Source organism: Nonomuraea ferruginea, from assembly GCF_039540635.1.
Taxonomy (GTDB): Bacteria; Actinomycetota; Actinomycetes; order Streptosporangiales; family Streptosporangiaceae; genus Nonomuraea; species Nonomuraea ferruginea.
In genome coordinates, this window is sequence record NZ_BAABFD010000009.1 from 61,418 (window position 1) to 77,184 (window position 15,767).

Below are 15,767 nucleotides of genomic sequence, written 5' to 3' on the forward strand. Positions count from 1 at the left end.
AGGGCCCGCGCCGGCCCTGCGCTGGTCAAGATTGCGCGGCCAGCACCGTGTCCCTGGCCCACCGGTAGTCGGCCTTGCCCGACGGCGAGCGCTCCATGCGCGGCACGAACGCGTACGAGCGCGGCACCTTGTAGCCCGATAACTGCTTCCGGCAGTGGGCGTCGAGCTCCTCGGCGGTGACGGCGGCGCCGGGACGCGGCTCGACCACGGCGGCCACCCGGTTGCCCCACCGCTCGTCCGGCACCCCGGTGACGACCGCGTCGAAGACGGCCGGGTGCCCCTTGAGCACGGCCTCCACCTCTTCGGGGAACACCTTCTCGCCGCCGGTGTTGACGCACTGCGAGCCGCGCCCGTACACGGTGATGGTGCCGTCCTCCTCGACGGTGGCCAGGTCGCCGGTGAGCAGCCAGCGGGTGCCGTCCTCGGTGGTGACGAAGGTGCGGGCGGTCTTGTCCGGGTCGTTGTAGTAGCCGAACGCGATGCGGCCGGCCTTGGCGACGGTGCCCAGGTCGCCGGAGCCGGGCCTGACGGGGTGCAGCCGGTCGTCGAGCACGACCAGCCTGGCATGCGGGTTGGGCCGGTAGCGCAGGCCCGTCTCGGGGGTGGCCCCGTCGATCCCGTCGGCGGTGTAGCCGGCCTCGGTGGAGCCGAAGTTGTCGCGGATCAGCACGTTGGGCAGGAGCTCCTGGAGCCGGTCGCGTACGGTGCCGCTCAGGATCGCGCCGGTCGAGCTGAGCACGAACAGCGACGACACGTCGTAGGAGCCCCGCTCCAGCGCCTCGGCGAGCGGCCTGGCCATGGCGTCGCCGGTGATGTTCATCGTGAGCACCTTCTCCCGCTCGACGGCCCGCCACACCTCGTCGGGGTCGAACGTGCGCACGTACACCATGGTCGCGCCCATCCAGAAGGCGATGAAGGTGCCCATCTGGGCGGCGCCGTGCATGAGCGGCGCGGCGGCCATCATCGCGATCGGGCTCGCCTTGACGGCCTCGTCGACCACCTCCTGCGGGGTGGCGCGCGGCTCGCCGGTCGGGTTGCCGCCGCCGAAGGCCATGAACAGGTCCTCGACGTGCCACATCGCGCCCTTGGGCATGCCGGTGGTGCCGCCGGTGTAGATGATGTAGACGTCCTGCCCGGACCGCGGCCCGAAGCCGCGCCCCGGGTCGCCGCTCCGCAGGGCTTCCTCGTACGAGATCGCGCCGGGGATGCCGGGCGGGCCGTTGACCGCGATGAGATGGCCCAGCCGGGGCGCCTGGCCGGCGACGGCGGCCACGCGGGGCTCGAACTCGACGTCGTACAGCAGGGCCCGGATGTCGGAGTCGCGGTAGAGGTAGAGCAGCTCGGCCTCGACGTACCGGTAGTTGACGTTGACCGGGACGGCGCGGAGCTTCAGGGTGGCCAGGAGGCCGGCCACGTACTCGATGTCGTTGCAGAGGTGGATCCCCACGTGGTCGCCGGGCCCGATGCCGCGGTCCTGGAGGTGGTGGGCGAGCCGGTTGGCCTCGGCGTCCAGCTCGGCGTAGGTGCGGCGGTCCGGCCCGCAGACCACCGCCGTGCGGTCCCCGATCGCGTCGGCCACCCCTTCGAACAAGTCAGCGTGGTTGAACTCCATCACGGCTTCTCCCGTCCGACGATCCACATGGCGAAGAACTGCGCTCCTCCCCCGTACGCGTGCCCGAGCGCCAGGCGTGCCCCGTCGACCTGGTGCTCTCCGGCCATGCCGCGCACCTGCAGCGCGGCCTCGGCGAACCTGATCAGCCCGGACGCCCCGATGGGGTTGCTGGACAGCACGCCGCCGGAGGGGTTCCACGGGATGTCCCCGTCGAGCGCGGTGGCGCCGGACTCGGTGACCTTCCAGCCCTCGCCCTCGGCGGCGAAGCCGAGGTTCTCCAGCCACATCGGCTCGTACCAGGAGAACGGCACGTACACCTCGGCCACGTCGATCTGGCGGCGCGGGTCGGTGACGCCGGCCTGCCGGTAGACGTCGGCGGCGCAGTCCTTGCCGGCCTGAGGGCTCACGGTGTCGCGGCCGGCCCTGGAGAGCGGCTCGGAGCGCATGGCGGTGCCGTGCACCCAGGCCGGGGTGCCGGTGGCGGCTTGTTCGGACGAGAGCACGATCGCGCAGGCGCCGTCGCTGGACGGGCACGACTCCAGGTAGCGGATCGGCTCCCACAGCATGGGCGTGGACTCGACCATCGCCCGGTCGATGCCGGGGATGCGCAGGTGGGCGTACGGGTTCTTGAGCGCGTTGAGCCGGTCCTTGACGGCCACGAGCGCGCCGACGTGGCCGGGGGCGCCGCTCCTGCGCATGTACTCCCTGATGTGCGGGGCGAAGTAGCCGCCCGCGCCGACCACCAGCGACGAGCTGAACGGCAGGTGGGTGGAGAGCGCCCAGGTGGCGTTGGACTCCGACTGCTTCTCGAAGCCGACGACCAGCACCCGTTCGTGCACGCCGGACTGGATCAGGCCCGCGCCGACGAGCGCGGTGGAGCCGCCGACGCTGCCCGCGGTGTGCACGCGCAGCATCGGCTTGCCCGCGGCGCCGAGCGCGTCGGCCAGGTACGACTCGGGCATCATGACGCCTTCGAACAGGTCGGGCGCCTTGCCGATGACGACGGCGTCGATGTCCTTGAACGTCAGCCCGGCGTCCTCCAGCGCCCGCAGCGCCGCCTCGCGCACCAGCCCGGCGATCGACACGTCCCTGCGCTTGGTCGTGTAGCGCGTCTGCCCGACGCCGATCACGGCGCAGCGCTCAGCCATCAGGCCTCCAGTACGGTGACGAGGTTGTGCTGCAGGCAGGGGCCGCTCGCCGCGTGGCCGACGGTGCGGCGGGCGGATCCGTCGTGGATGCGGCGGGCCGCCTCGCCGAGGCGGATCAGGCCGGCGGCCATGACGGGGTTCGCGGCCAGCGGGCCGCCGGACGGGTTGATCACGGTGTCGTCGGGCAGGTCGAGCGCCCGGCGCAGGATCGGTTCCTCGTGCGCGAACTGGGCGTGCAGCTCCGCCACGTCGACCGGTCCCTTGCCGACGCCCGCCGCGCGTCCCGCGTCGGCCGCCGAGGGCGACCGGCTGAGGTCGCGCAGGCCGAGGTAGTGCGGCTCGATGCGGTGCGCGATGCCGGTGATCCAGGCGGGGGTGGCGCACAGCTCGCGGGCCCGGTCCCCGGCGGCGAGCACCACGGCCGCCGCGCCGTCGGTGATCGGCGCGACGTCCGACGCCTTCAGCGGCTCGACCGCGTACCCGTCGGGCAGCTCTTCCGGCAGGTCCAGCGCGTACGGGTTGCGCCTGCCGTCGGCGCGGCTGCGGCGCGCGATCGCGTCCAGCTCGGCCCGTCCGGCGCCGAGCGCCGACGCCTGCAGCGCCGCGTACGAGAGCTGGTCCAGGCCGAGCGGCGCCAGGTAGTACGGGTCGAGCTGCAAGGTCATGATGGCCCGCAGGTCGCCCTGGCTGGACTTGCCGAACCCGTACACCAGGGCGGTGTCCACGTCGCCGTGCTGGAGCCGCACCCACGCCTCGTACAGGGCCCAGGCGCCGTCCATCTCCACGTGGCTCTCCGAGATGGGCGGCCAGGCGCCGACCGCGTCCAGCGCGGAGACGAACGAGAACGGCGCCCCGGCCAGGTAGTCGCAGCTCCCCGAGCAGGTGAAGCCGAACCGTTTCTGCCCGGTCAGCGCCTTGACCTCCTCGATCACGGGCAGGATCAGCTCGGGCTCGGACAGCCCGGTGTCGTGGGCGGTGTGCCGGGTCTGCGCGAAGGCGACGATCGCGACCTGTCTCATTCACAGCTCCACATCGGGTTCGCCGGTGGGCGCGAACCACCGGATGTTCGCCATGGACGCGGTCCGCTCGCTCTCGGGCACCCACTCGGCCTTGACCCGCATGCCCTGCCGCACCTCGTGCGCGGGGATGCCGCCGACGAGCGCGATCACGGGCACGTCGGACCGGTCGAGGAGCACGTACGCGGAGACGAAGGGCACCTCGGGGGCGCGCGGGTCGGGCAGGTTGTTGATCGCGAACGTGGTGACCGTGCCGGTGTCGGGCAGCTCGACCTGCTCGCCGATCGCGATCCCGCACTCGGGGCAGGACAGCCGGTAGGGCACGTACACCTTCCCGCAGCTCGCGCACCTCCCGCCGACGAAGACGCCGCGCCTGATCCCCTCCAGGAAGACGCGGAGCGCCCCGCCGGCCTGGAGCGTGTACGGGACGCGGACCGGCGAGACGATCCTGGTGACCTCGGGGGCGAAGCAGGCGAGATCGGTGATGTGGCCCGAGCGTTCGCCGCGCCACACCGGCCACACCCGGGTGCCGGGCGTGACCGCCTTCGGGTTGCCCGCGTCGACGGCGTGCACGAGCGCGGTGTCGGCGCCGTCCAGCTTGATCATGGCCCAGGCGAAGGGCCGGTCCAGCGGGTGCCCGGGGCGCGGCTCGGCCACCCAGGCCGACGCGGTGACGGTCCCGGCCGGGCCGACCTCGACGTACTCGCCGGTCACCGCGTCGCCGGTGGCGGGGTCGTACTCCAGCGCGGGGACGAGCACCCGTCCGTCGGCGGTGCGCACCCCGACGATCCGTCCGGCGCGCAGCTCGGTCAGGAACCGGCCGATCACCGGCCCCGTCGAGCGGGTGTAGCCGCCGGGGAACTCCAGCACGTGCTCCGCGGTCAGCGGATCGGACATGCACCCTCCCGGGTGGTCAGATGGCTCGGTCGCGGCCCTCCCAGTACGGGGCGCGCAGCTTGCGTTTGAGCAGCTTGCCGTTGGGCTCTCGGGGCATCTCGTCGATGAAGTCGACGGTTCTCGGCCACTTCATCCTGGCCAGGCGGCCCTCCAGCGAGGCGAGGATCTCCGCGGCCAGCTCCGGGCCCGGCGCCGCGCCGGGCGCGGGCTCGACGACGGCCTTGATCTGCTCGCCCCACTCCTCGTCGGGGATGCCGAACACCGCCACGTCGGCGACCTTCGGGTGGACCATGATCTCGTTCTCGATCTCGGCCGGGTAGATGTTCGCGCCGCCGGAGATGATCATGTCGGCCTTGCGGTCGCACAGGAACAGGAAGCCGTCCTCGTCCAGGTAGCCGATGTCGCCGACGGTGAAGAAGTCCTTGAGCCGGTTCGCCTCGGTCTTGGCCGGGTCGCCCTTGTACTCGAAGGAGGCGCCCATCATCTTCATGTAGATCGTGCCGGGGGTGCCGGCGGGCACCGGCTCGCCCGAGTCGTCGGCGATGAGCAGCTCGGTGATGGGCCAGGCGTTGCCGACCGTGCCGGGGTGCGCCTTCCAGTCGCCGGGCGTGGCCAGGGTGCCGCCGCCCTCGGTGGCCGCGTAGTACTCGTACACGACGTCGCCCCACCACCGGAGCATGTCCTGCTTCACCGGCACGGGACAGGGGGCGGCGGCGTGGATCATCCACTTCAGCGAGGACAGGTCGTACTTCCCCCGCACCTCTTCGGGGAGGGCGAGCAGGCGCTTGAAGTGGGTGGGCACCAGGTGGGAGCTGGTGACCCGGTGGCGCTCGCAGAGCCTGAGCATCTCCTCGGCGTCCCACCGGTCCATGTAGACGAGCGTGTGGCCCATGTGCAGGGCGGTGCCGCCGAACTGGCTGACAGCGGTGTGGTAGCTGGGCGAGGTGACCAGGTGGGCGTTGGGCCGCCCGGGGGTGACGCCGAACAGGGCGAGCAGGAACGTCATCAGCTCTGCCCCGTCGTCGGGGTCGAGGCCGGTCAGCGGGCGGCGCACGCCCTTGGGCCTGCCGGTGGTGCCGGAGGTGTAGTGCATGGTGGCGCCGGCCGTGCGGTCGGCGGGCATGGTGTCCGGCTGCCCCTCGGTCAGCTCGTCCAGCGGCCGGAACCCGGGCAGGTCCGCCACGGCGAAGCGCCGCTCGGGGGCGACGGCCTCCGCCGCCCGCGTCGCCTCGGCCGCGTACCGGGGGTGGGTGACGAACGCCTTGGCCTCGCTGTCGGCCAGGATGTACGCGATCTCCGGCCCGGTCAGGTGCCAGTTGATCGGCGTGTAGTACCAGCCTGCCTGGAGGGCCGCCAGGTAGAGCACGAGCCCGTCGGAGCCGTTGGGCACCAGCCCGCAGAGGCCGTCGCCGGCCCGCAGGCCGAGCGCGCGCAGCCCGTGGGTGAGGCGGTTCGCGCGGGCGAGGAGGTCACCGGCCCGGTGCTCGGTGCCGTCGGGGTCCACGGCCGCGATCCAGCCGGGGTCCGCCTGCGCCAGCCGCCAGAAACCGAGCGTGCCCATCGGTACTCCTCACCAGGTCGTACGAGGCCCCCGAACCGGCGAAATAAGAACAGGTTCTCATTTCTTTCGGGCAGCGTAACCCGCGGCTATGGTGTGAGCAAGCGCTTGATTTCAGGAGGAGTGAGTGGAGCTTCTGCCGATCAGCACCCCCCACTGCCGCGTGGAACGTGACCACCACGTGGTGATCGTCACCATGAACCGCCCCGAGGCCCGCAACGCGCTCTCCTCCGACATGCTCATCGGCATGGCGAGCGCCTGGGCCTACGTGTCGGCCGAGCCGGACGTCAGGGTGGCGATCCTGACGGGCGCGGAGGGCACGTTCTGCTCCGGCGCCGACCTCAAGGCGATGTCCGCTCCCCCGTCGGACCCCGAGGTCTTGGCGCGTGGCGAGAAGATCGCCAACTACCACTGGAAGGGCCTGCTCCGCGAGGACCTGCCCGCCAAGCCGGTCATCAGCGCCGTCGAGGGCTACGCGGTGGCGGGCGGCACCGAGCTGCTCGTCGGCACCGACCTGCGGGTGGTGGCGGAGTCGGCCACCCTCGGCCTGTTCGAGGCCAGGCGCGCGCTCTTCCCGATGGGCGGCAGCGCGGTCCGCCTGCCACGCCAGATCCCGTACTGCCACGCGATGGACCTCCTCCTCACGGGCCGTTCCGTCACCGCCGCCGAGGCGCTGGCGATGGGCCTGGTCAACCGGGTCGTCCCCGACGGCGAGGCGCTGGCCGCCGCCCGCGAGCTGGCCGCGAGCGTGGCGGCGGCCGGGCCGCTGGCCGTCCAGGCGATCCTGCGCACCTACCGCGACACCCAGGGCCTCGCGGAGGCGGAGGCGCTCAAGGTGTCGGACGAGCTGGGCTGGCCGGTGATCGGGTCGGAGGACGCCAAGGAGGGCACCCGCGCCTTCCGCGAGAAGCGCCCCCCGACCTACCGGGGCCGTTAGTCGCGGGTGATGCGGCCGAGGCGTTCGAGGGCTTCGGCGAACTCCTCGACCAGGGAGTAGACCACGTCCTTGGTCGAGCGGACCTGGTTGGTGATGCCGATGATCTGGCCCGCGGGGAAGGTCGCCAGCTCGGCGGCGTCGGAGCGGCCGATGCGCCGCAGCGCGTCCGAGACCAGCATGAACTGCAGCGGCATCGGCAGCGTGCCCGGCGACTCCTGCGCCTCCCAGGCGTCGGTCCACTCGTTCTTGAGCAGCCGGGCGGGCTTGCCCGTCCAGCTGCGGGAGCGGACCGTGTCGCGGGAGGTGGCGGCGAGGATGCGCTGCCTGGCCATCTCGGGGGTGTCGGCCTCCTCGACGGTCAGCCAGAGCGAGCCGGTCCAGACGCCCTCCGCGCCCAGCGCCATGCCCGCGGCCATCTGGCGGCCGTTGCCGATGCCGCCCGCCGCCAGCACCGGCACGTCCACGGCGTCCACGACCTGCGGGATGAGCACCATCGTGGAGATCTCGCCGGTGTGGCCGCCCGCCTCGGTGCCCTGCGCCACGACCACGTCCACGCCCACCTCGACCTGCTTGAGCGCGTGGCGCGGGGTGGAGGCGAGGGCGGCGACCTTGACGCCGTGGGCGTGCGCCTGCTCCACCACGTCGGCGGGCGGCGGGCCGAGGGCGTTGGCCAGCAGCGCGATCGGGTGCCTGAGCGCGACCTCCACCTGCGGCCGGGCGGTGGCGTCCGTCCAGCCGAGCAGCACCCGGCCGGCGTCGGCGTCCTGCGACAGCGGCGGCACGCCGTGGCTGGACAGCAGGTTCTCGACGAACTGCCGGTGCCCCTCGGGGATCATCCCCTGCAGGCGGCCGACGAGCTCCTCCGCCGGGAACTCGGCGCCCTCGTAGGAGGCCGGCATGACGACGTCCACCCCGTACGGCTTGCCGTCCACGTGGTCGTCGATCCAGGCGAGCTCCCGTTCGAGCTCTTCGGGGGTGAAGTAGAGGGCGCCGAGCACGCCCATTCCGCCTGCCTTGCTGACGGCGGCCACCACGTCGCGGCAGTGGCTGAACGCGAAGATCGGGAGGTCGATTCCGAACATGTCCGTCACACGGGTCCGCATGTCCCGACGATACGACCGGGAAGACCGAACTGCAACACGTTCTACTGCTAGATGTTTCGCTCGTACCGGCGAGTAACTTTTTATTGGAACACGTTTCAATTTCCGTTGTAACGGTCCCGGAAAAAGTAAAAGGGCCCGCACGCGGCGGGCCCCGGGGTCGGAAAAGGATCAGGCGGTGCGGCGGCGGCCGAGCACCACGCCGGCGAGGATCAGCGCGACGCCCACGACGAGCAGGACGAGGGGGATGGTGTTGCGCAGCAGGTTGATCTGGCTCTTGCCGTCCTGGGCGTTGCTCACCAGGCCGTTCACCGTCTCCTCGGTCATCTGGGCGGTGGCGACGAAGGCCGCGGCGCGCTCCACGCCGTCCTGCGTCTTCAGCACCTCGTGCCGCTGGACCTCCTGCTTGACCGGGGAGCCGGTGACGGGCTCGATCCAGTAGGTGGTCTTGCCGTCGTACCAGCGGTCGATCTGCACGTCACCGGTCACGTCGGTGATGCCGACGATGTTGGCGGGGATCGTCTGCGTGGAGGTCTTGGTGGCCGGCACCAGCTGCTCGAACACGTACGTGTCGAGGCCGTTGACCTTCTCCTCGCGCACGAACGTCGCGTCGAAGGCCTGCTTGGCGGTGGAGTTGAAGACCTTGTACGTCTTCTTCTCCACGTCGAACGGCCACTTGTAGATCTGGCCCTCCAGCGTGACCGGGGCCTTGGCGATGTTCACGCCGCAGCAGTTCACGGCCTCGCCGGTGTACTTGTTGAAGGCGCTGCGCCGGTCGGAGATGTCCACTGACCTGCGGTTGTTGGTCACGTCGTTGACCACCGTGGCCTCGTCCCAGACGACCCGGTCGCCGGTGGCGTCCTTCACGTCACCACGGGTGGTGACGATGATCTCGAGGTCGGCGTTCAGCACCTTGAGATCCTGGCGGGAGAAGTACTGGGCGCCCTTCGCCTCCAGGGTGGAGATGCCGAACTGGTTCGCCGGCGCGGAGATCAGCTGGTCCGCCGCCCAGAATTTCAGGAGCGGGGCGAGCGCGATGAAAAACGCGCCGAGCCCGATGAGGACGAGCGTTGAAATACGACCCATCGAGACCTCCGCAAAATTAGAACGTGTTGTCGTCGGGATTGTATGACCTGGATCAAAGTATGACAGTGCGTGATCGGCGTCACCCGCCGACCACGAGCCGCAACCAAATCGATAGAAACATGTTCTATCGTGGTTTCGCCGACGAGACCCCGGGGGTGAGAGCACTGAAGAGAGACGCCGCTCTCGACGGCATCCGCGCCCTGGCCGCACTCGGCGTGTGGCTGCTGCACGTGGCCAGCAACACCGGCGTGATGTACGGCGAGGGCATGTACGCCTGGCTGCTGTCCCGCCTCGGGATGGCCGTGCCGGTGTTCTTCCTGCTGTCGGGCCTGCTGCTCTACCGGCCGTGGGCCAAGGCCGCCATCGAGGGCGCACCGCGCCCCGCCGCCGGGCTCTACCTGTGGCGGCGGGCGCTGCGTGTGCTGCCGGTCTACTGGCTGGTCGCCTCGCTGGCGCTGTGGGCTTGGACGCCGCTCGACTGGACCGGCTGGGTGGTCTGGCTGCTCCTGCTGCAGAACTACGTCCCCGGCCTGCACAGCGCCGAGGGCCTCTACCAGATGTGGACGCTGCCCATCGAGATGGCCTTCTACCTGGTGCTGCCGCTGCTCGGCTGGGCGCTGCACCGGTGGGCGGCCCGGGGCGGCAACGTGCCGGCGCGGCTGCTCTGGGGCATCGCGGTGCTGCCGGTGGTCTCGGTGGCCACCGTGGTGGCCGCACGGGTCCTGGAGGTGCCGGATCTCGCGCTCTGGCTCCCGTACCACCTGGTGTTCTTCGCCTGCGGCATGGCGATGGCGGTGCTGTCGGTCTGGCTCGGCGGCAGCCGGGTGATCGGCTCGCTCGCCCCCCAGCTGCTGGTGCTCGCCTTCCTGCTGTACGCGGTGCTGTCGACGCCGCTGGCCGGGCCGCGCACGCTCACCCTGCCGACCCTCGGGGAGTCCATGGTCAGGATGACCCTGGAGGCGGCCGTGGCCGTTCTGCTGGTGGCGCCGTTCGCGCTCGCGCCCGACCCCGGCTCGCTGCGCCACCGGCTGCTCGGCAACCCGGTCGCCGCCTACCTGGGCCGCATCTCCTACAGCTTCTTCCTGTGGCACGCGCCGGTCATCACGCTGCACCGGCAGATCACCGGCGACCCGCCGTTCACCGGCGACTTCACCAGCCTGGCCGTGGTGTCGTTCATCGTGTCGCTGCTGCTCAGCATCGCGAGCTATCACCTGATCGAACATGTCGCCCTCACGCTCGGCCGGCGCCGGTCAGCACCTGCTCGGCCACCGGAAGCTCCGGCTCCGCAGCCGGTGGCTCCCGCCGCGTGACGAGCCGCCCGAACAGCGCGCCCATGGCCGCGCACGCGACGAGCTGCGGCACGTGGTCCATCAGCATCCCGGCCTCGATCCCGTACGAGCGCAGCGTGAGCGCGACGGCCTGGGCGCCCGCCGCCGCGCAGAACAGTCCGGCCGGCAGCCAGTACGCGCCCCGCGTGCGGCCGTCCAGCCACAGCGCCGGCGCCCCGGCGGCGACCAGGGCGAGCATGCCGGGCGTGCCCGCGATCCAGTAGCCGAACGCCAGCCCCGCCACCGCCGCGTACGGCGCCCGCCAGCTCGACAGCCGCGAGAGGGCGGCCGGCGCGGTCGCGCGCACGTGCTCGGGGCGCGGCCCGAGCGGTATCAGGGAGAGCAGCGCCAGCAGCGCGATCCCGCCCAGCCCGGCGGCGAGCGCGAACCAGTAGGGCCGGTCCGGCGTGTACTCCATCCGCACGACGCCCGACGTGCCGGCGGGCAGCTCCCAGGCCTGCTTCCAGCCGTCGATCCGGACCGGCCGGAGCGTCCGGTCGCCGATCTTGGCCCGCCAGCCGGCGTTGAAGTTCTCGCCGACCACCAGGAAGGCGTCGTCGGGCGCGCTCACGTGCACCTCGCGCGCGGACTGCGTCCAGGTGCCCGGCACCGCGGCGGCCTCCACCTGGCGCGGCGTCTCCGGCAGGGCGCCCACGACCAGGTTCTCCACCTGGAACGGCTCCCAACCGGCCACCTTGACCCGGTTGTCGCCCGCCAGCAGCTCCGCCTTCTCGCACCCGGTGATCCGCACCGGCCGCTGCTCCAGCAGGTCGCGGTGGCTGCCTGCGACGCGGGTTTCGACGACCTGGCCGTTCACCTCGATCCGCGGGCCGGTGCCGCAGTCGAGCCGGAGCGGGATGTCGCCGGGGGTGCTCGCCTTGGCCACCCCCGGGATGGCCAGCTCGGTGACCTGCACCCGCTGCGTGAGCGGGTAGAAGCGGATCTTGAGCTGGGTGGTGGTGATCGGGTCGAAGCTGACGTGGCCCCGCTCGTCCACCCGGCCGCCGCGGGAGACGCCGCCGTCGCCGGTGACCACCACGTCGAGCGACTGGGTGTCGCTGCCCGGCCTGCCGACCTGGATGCGGGAGATCTTCTTCTTGCCCTTCCAGGCGACGGTGAGCGCGGGCTCGCGGTCGCCGTCGGCCGGGACCCAGGTGGTGGTCAGGTCGCCGTCGAACGCCGACCGGGGCGAGACCACCGCGTCCTCGCTGAGCTGCGAGGTGCCCGACACCCGCGTCACGCCGCCGCTGACCCGGGTGAACCGGTCGACGAGCGCGCTGTCGCGCAGCACGGCCGACCCGCGCACGGTGACGGCCCGCTCCGCGTCCGCGGTGAACGTGCGGTCCAGGCCGGTGCTCTCCTCCCCGGTACGGGCGAGCCGCGCGGGATTGCACACCCACCGGTTCAAACTGCGCACGCACCCGGGCCGGGCGTCCAGGCCGCGGTCCATGACGAACACGTCGCCGCCGGAGCCGGGCAGCCTGATCGTCCTGCCGGGGGTCACCCCGGGCACGCTGAGCTCGACGATCCCGGCGCGCTGCCCGTAGGTCCAGTCACCGGGCCGGACGGACAGGATCGTGACCCGGATCCACGAGGTCGGCCCCTCGGGCAGGGTCAGCCACTGCGGGTCCGTGGTCTGCTCGACGTCCTGCTCCCGGCGGCCCGCCTCGGTCTCGACCGCCACCCGGTCCACCGTCTGGCCGAGCAGGAGCTCGGCGGCGAACATCGCCCGTACGCGGGAGACCTCCCGGCGCGCGGGCAGGTCGACCTGGAGCCACTCGCCCTCGGGCGTGCGCGCGCCGTCGGTCTCCCAGCCGGTGCGCACGTCGCCGTCCATCGCCGACCAGGGGCCGCGCGAGGGGTCGCTGGTCCCGGCGGGCGCGCCGGCGTCGGCGGCCGAGGAGGAGGCCGAGACGCCGGCGATGCCGTCGTACTCGGCGGTGGCGGTGTTCTCCAGCCAGCCCTTCTCCATCAGGTCCAGGGCCAGCACGCCGCTGAAGTCCGCCCGCCGGTCCTCGGTGAGTGTCGGGCTGATGTTGGAGCGCAGCTCGCCGAAGTGCCGCTCGCGCAGCCGCAGCGCGTCGCTCACCACGGCCGGCGCCTCGACCCCGGCCGCGTCGTCGTTCACCAGGACCGGCCCGTCGCCGAGCAGGCCGAGGTCACCCATGCTCAGCAGCGAGTCGGGGCCGCCGCGCACCCGCAGCGCGTCCGCCGCCGGGCGTACGGTGACCAGGTCCGACGGCTCCGACACCTCGTACAGGTCGAGCGCGGGGAAGGCGGCGTCGAGCGAGTCGACGGCGTCGTCGCCGAACACGTCGCCGACCGGCTCGCCGAAGGAACGCACCTTGGTGACGCCGGGCGACTCGCTCATCGCCTCGTGGATCCTGGCCGGCCAGGCGCCCGCGAGCTGCTCCCTGAGCAGGTCGTTCCTGGCGAGCACGTAACGGACGCCCATGCGGCGCAGCACCTCGGTCAGCCCGGCCGAGCCGTGGCCGGACGTCAGCCGCTGGTCGACGGCGTCCAGCAGCCTGCTCAGCCCCACCGAGCCCGGCGGGGTGATCTGACGTGCCGTCCACCGGACGCTGGACAGGGGCTGGAGCGGCTCGTCCATCGGCCGGCCCCACACGTACTCGCCGAACGAGGCGCCGGGCACGACCAGCACGCCCTCGTCACCGGCGTTCTCGTCGAGCCAGGCGGCGGCCTGCCGCCAGTGGTCCGGCACCTGCTGGAAGACCCCGGGGTACGCCAGGCCCTGGTTGAAGACCGGCAGGACCAGCGCGGCGAACGCGCCCGCCGCCACCGCCCGCAGCGGCAGCCTGGCCCGGCCGAGCACGCTCGCCAGCAGGTGGGCCAGCCCGAACGCGAGCGCGAGCCGGATGAGCGGGTCGAACTTGCGCAGGTTGCGCAGCGGCGCGAGCGGGCCGTCCAGCAGCCACCGGATCGGCTCGGCCACGGCGGGCTCCAGCGCGCTGATGTGCCCGGCCGTCACCGCCGCCGTCCCCACCAGGAAGAGCCCGATGAGGAAGCCCCTGGCGGGCAGGTCGCGGCGGGCCAGCCCGGCCAGGCCGAGCGCGGCGATGACGCCGGTGACCGCCACCATCGCGCCTGAGGTCGCGATCGCGTACCCGGGCGGCTGCTCGAACACGCCGCTGAGCGGCAGGAAGCGCACCCAGTCGGAGGCGCCGCGCAGCACGTTCGTCAGCGACGTGACCTGCGTGGTCGCCGCCGAGGTCTCGGTGTAGGGCAGGAACGAGAACGCGTACCGGCCCACCAGCAGCAGCGGCAGCGACCAGAAGAGGGTGGCCACCGCGACGGCGGCCGTCCACCAGCCGAGCATCCGCCAGCGCGGCACCGGGCGCGGCCGGGTGAGGATGTAGACGACGGGGGCGACCAGCACGGCCAGCACGGCGACGGCGTTCACCCCGCCGCACAGCGCCACGGCCAGTCCCGACCGGACCGCCGCCCTGGCCCGCTGCCCCGTCTCGGCGGCGGTGAGCAGCGGGATCAGGATCCACGGCAGCATCGCGGCGGGCAGCCACTCGATCGAGATCTCGCCGACGATCGACAGCGCGCGCGGGGCCAGCGCGTACGCCAGCGCGCCCGCGATCCTGGTGCCCGGCGTGCCGACGCCGAGCTTGGCGGCCAGCCGCTCGGCGCCCAGGAACGCGACGCAGAACAGCAGCGTCAGCCAGAGCCGCTGGGTGATCCACGGCTCGACGCCGGCCAGCTCGCCGAGGGCGAAGAAGGGGCCCATCGGGAACAGGTAGCCGGCCGCCTGGTTCTGGAGCTGGCCGAAGTGTTGCAGATCCCACAGGTGGGTGGCGCGCTCCAGCCAGCCGAGCGGGTTCAGCGCCAGGTCGAGCTTGGTGTCGGGGATGAGGTGGCCGGGCTTGGTGGTGAACGCCAGGATCGCGAAGCCGGCACAGCACAACACCAGCCAGAAGCGGTGCCGGGCCTTCTCGGTCACCGCTCCTCCACGTCCGCACCGGTGATCAACGCCATGAGGCGGTCGGCGCTGGCGTCCCAGGAGAACCGTCCAGCCCATTTCCGACATTTCATGTTATAGGTGTCCGGACCCCGGTCAGTCAGCTCGCCCGCGACCTCGTCCAGCGCCGCGCCGAGGCCTTTGGCCAGGTCAGCGGCCGGTGTGCCGCCCTCGGGCACCAGCCAGCCCGTCTCGCCGTCCCGTACCGCGTCCCGGAGCCCTTCCACGTCGAAGGCGACGGTCGGCACGCCGAGCGCGGCGGCCTCCACCACGCACAGCCCCCAGCCCTCGCCCTGCGAGGCGGTGACGTGCACCCAGGCGGCGGCGATCAGGCGCGCCTTCTCCTCCTCCGGCAGGTAGCCGTGGAGCGTGACGCCCCCGGGGAGCCGCGCGCGCAGCGCGGCCTCCTCCGGGCCGCGGCCGACGACGTCGACGACCAGGTCAGGCCGCTGCTCCCGCAGCTCCGCCACCGCGTCCAGCAGCAGGCCGACGCGCTTGTGCGCGACGAGCCTGCCGACGCAGACGACGCGCGGCACCGGGCTCTTGGGGACGTCGTTCTCGGGCGGGCCCGTGCTCACCCCGTTGTGCACCAGGTGGATCGGGCCGATCCAGCGCAGCCGCTCCCGCATGGCGCGCACGGTGGACGGCGACACGGCCACGCCGGTGTGCCGCCGGTAGGTCCAGCGCGACACCGGCCCCTCCAGGAACCGCCCCACCGCGGCCAGCCACCACGGCAGGTGCAGGCCGAACTGCCGGTCGTGCACGTGGTGCACGACGCACAGGATCCGGGTACGGCGCGGCAGCACCCACGGCGTGAAGAACGGGATGCCGTTCTGGCAGTCGAGCACCGCGTCGAACCTGGTGCGCCGGACCAGCAGCCAGAGCAGCACCAGCGGGTAGACGGTGAACACCCCGCCCATCCGGCGCACCCGTACGCCGTCGCGGGTCTCCGCCCGCGACTGGCCGGGCGCCCGCGCGGTGACGAACGAGACCGCGTGGCCCGCGCGGGCCATCCGGCACGCCAGCTCCCAGGCGTAGGTCTCGGCGCCGCCGGAGGCGGGGTGCCAAGGGTCGCGCCAGTTGACGACGGCGACGTTCAT

11 protein-coding genes are annotated in these 15,767 nt (G+C 72.4%); 2 read left to right on the top strand and 9 right to left on the bottom strand.

Annotated features, from left to right (window positions below; genetic code table 11):
* Window positions 1-25: 25 nt before the first annotated feature.
* The 5 genes from ABD999_RS18335 to ABD999_RS18355 are packed head-to-tail and all read right to left on the bottom strand — an operon-like array spanning window position 26 to window position 6,234.
* Complete coding sequence (locus ABD999_RS18335; protein ID WP_148034146.1) at window positions 26-1,612, bottom strand: acyl-CoA synthetase; 1,587 nt, start codon at window positions 1,610-1,612, stop codon at window positions 26-28.
* The gene (locus tag ABD999_RS18340; protein ID WP_271278243.1) at window positions 1,612-2,760 is read right to left on the bottom strand and encodes a thiolase domain-containing protein; all 1,149 of its coding nucleotides are present in this window, start codon (window positions 2,758-2,760) and stop codon (window positions 1,612-1,614) included. Before ABD999_RS18340 ends, ABD999_RS18335 begins: the two co-directional genes overlap by 1 nt.
* Window positions 2,760-3,779 (bottom strand): thiolase domain-containing protein, encoded by a 1,020-nt coding sequence (locus ABD999_RS18345; RefSeq protein WP_271278242.1) that lies wholly within the window; start codon window positions 3,777-3,779, stop codon window positions 2,760-2,762. Before ABD999_RS18345 ends, ABD999_RS18340 begins: the two co-directional genes overlap by 1 nt.
* Window positions 3,780-4,673, bottom strand: coding sequence for a Zn-ribbon domain-containing OB-fold protein (locus ABD999_RS18350; RefSeq protein ID WP_271278241.1), 894 nt, complete (start codon window positions 4,671-4,673; stop codon window positions 3,780-3,782).
* Between the two features lie 16 nt (window positions 4,674-4,689).
* Complete coding sequence (locus tag ABD999_RS18355) at window positions 4,690-6,234, bottom strand: acyl-CoA synthetase (protein WP_271278240.1); 1,545 nt, start codon at window positions 6,232-6,234, stop codon at window positions 4,690-4,692.
* 124 nt (window positions 6,235-6,358) lie between these two features.
* On the opposite strand from ABD999_RS18355, the gene ABD999_RS18360 reads away from it, so the two are divergent.
* Window positions 6,359-7,168 carry a crotonase/enoyl-CoA hydratase family protein gene (locus ABD999_RS18360; RefSeq protein WP_271278239.1) on the top strand — a complete coding sequence of 270 codons (810 nt, stop codon included), beginning with the start codon at window positions 6,359-6,361 and terminating at the stop codon, window positions 7,166-7,168.
* On the opposite strand, the gene ABD999_RS18365 is transcribed toward ABD999_RS18360, so the two are convergent.
* Together ABD999_RS18365 and pgfA are read right to left on the bottom strand one after the other, a co-directional pair.
* Complete coding sequence (locus ABD999_RS18365; protein WP_219543520.1) at window positions 7,165-8,271, bottom strand: NAD(P)H-dependent flavin oxidoreductase; 1,107 nt, start codon at window positions 8,269-8,271, stop codon at window positions 7,165-7,167. The two genes, ABD999_RS18360 and ABD999_RS18365, sit on opposite strands and share 4 nt — an antisense overlap.
* Before the next feature lie 168 nt (window positions 8,272-8,439).
* On the bottom strand, window positions 8,440-9,354 hold the full coding sequence (gene pgfA / locus ABD999_RS18370) for a cell envelope lipid trafficking protein PgfA (protein WP_148034153.1): 915 nt from the start codon (window positions 9,352-9,354) through the stop codon (window positions 8,440-8,442).
* Window positions 9,355-9,473: 119 nt separating this feature from the next.
* Here pgfA and ABD999_RS18375 point away from each other — a divergent pair, with 119 nt between their 5' ends.
* Entirely contained in the window at window positions 9,474-10,664 is a 1,191-nt protein-coding gene (locus tag ABD999_RS18375) for an acyltransferase family protein (RefSeq protein WP_187281373.1), read from the top strand.
* Here the strand turns inward: ABD999_RS18375 and ABD999_RS18380 are convergent.
* Window positions 10,585-14,649 carry an alpha-(1->3)-arabinofuranosyltransferase domain-containing protein gene (locus tag ABD999_RS18380; RefSeq protein WP_271278238.1) on the bottom strand — a complete coding sequence of 1,355 codons (4,065 nt, stop codon included), beginning with the start codon at window positions 14,647-14,649 and terminating at the stop codon, window positions 10,585-10,587. The two genes, ABD999_RS18375 and ABD999_RS18380, sit on opposite strands and share 80 nt — an antisense overlap.
* Window positions 14,646-15,767, bottom strand: a complete 1,122-nt coding sequence (locus ABD999_RS18385; RefSeq protein WP_271278237.1) for a glycosyltransferase family 4 protein — start codon at window positions 15,765-15,767, stop codon at window positions 14,646-14,648. Before ABD999_RS18385 ends, ABD999_RS18380 begins: the two co-directional genes overlap by 4 nt.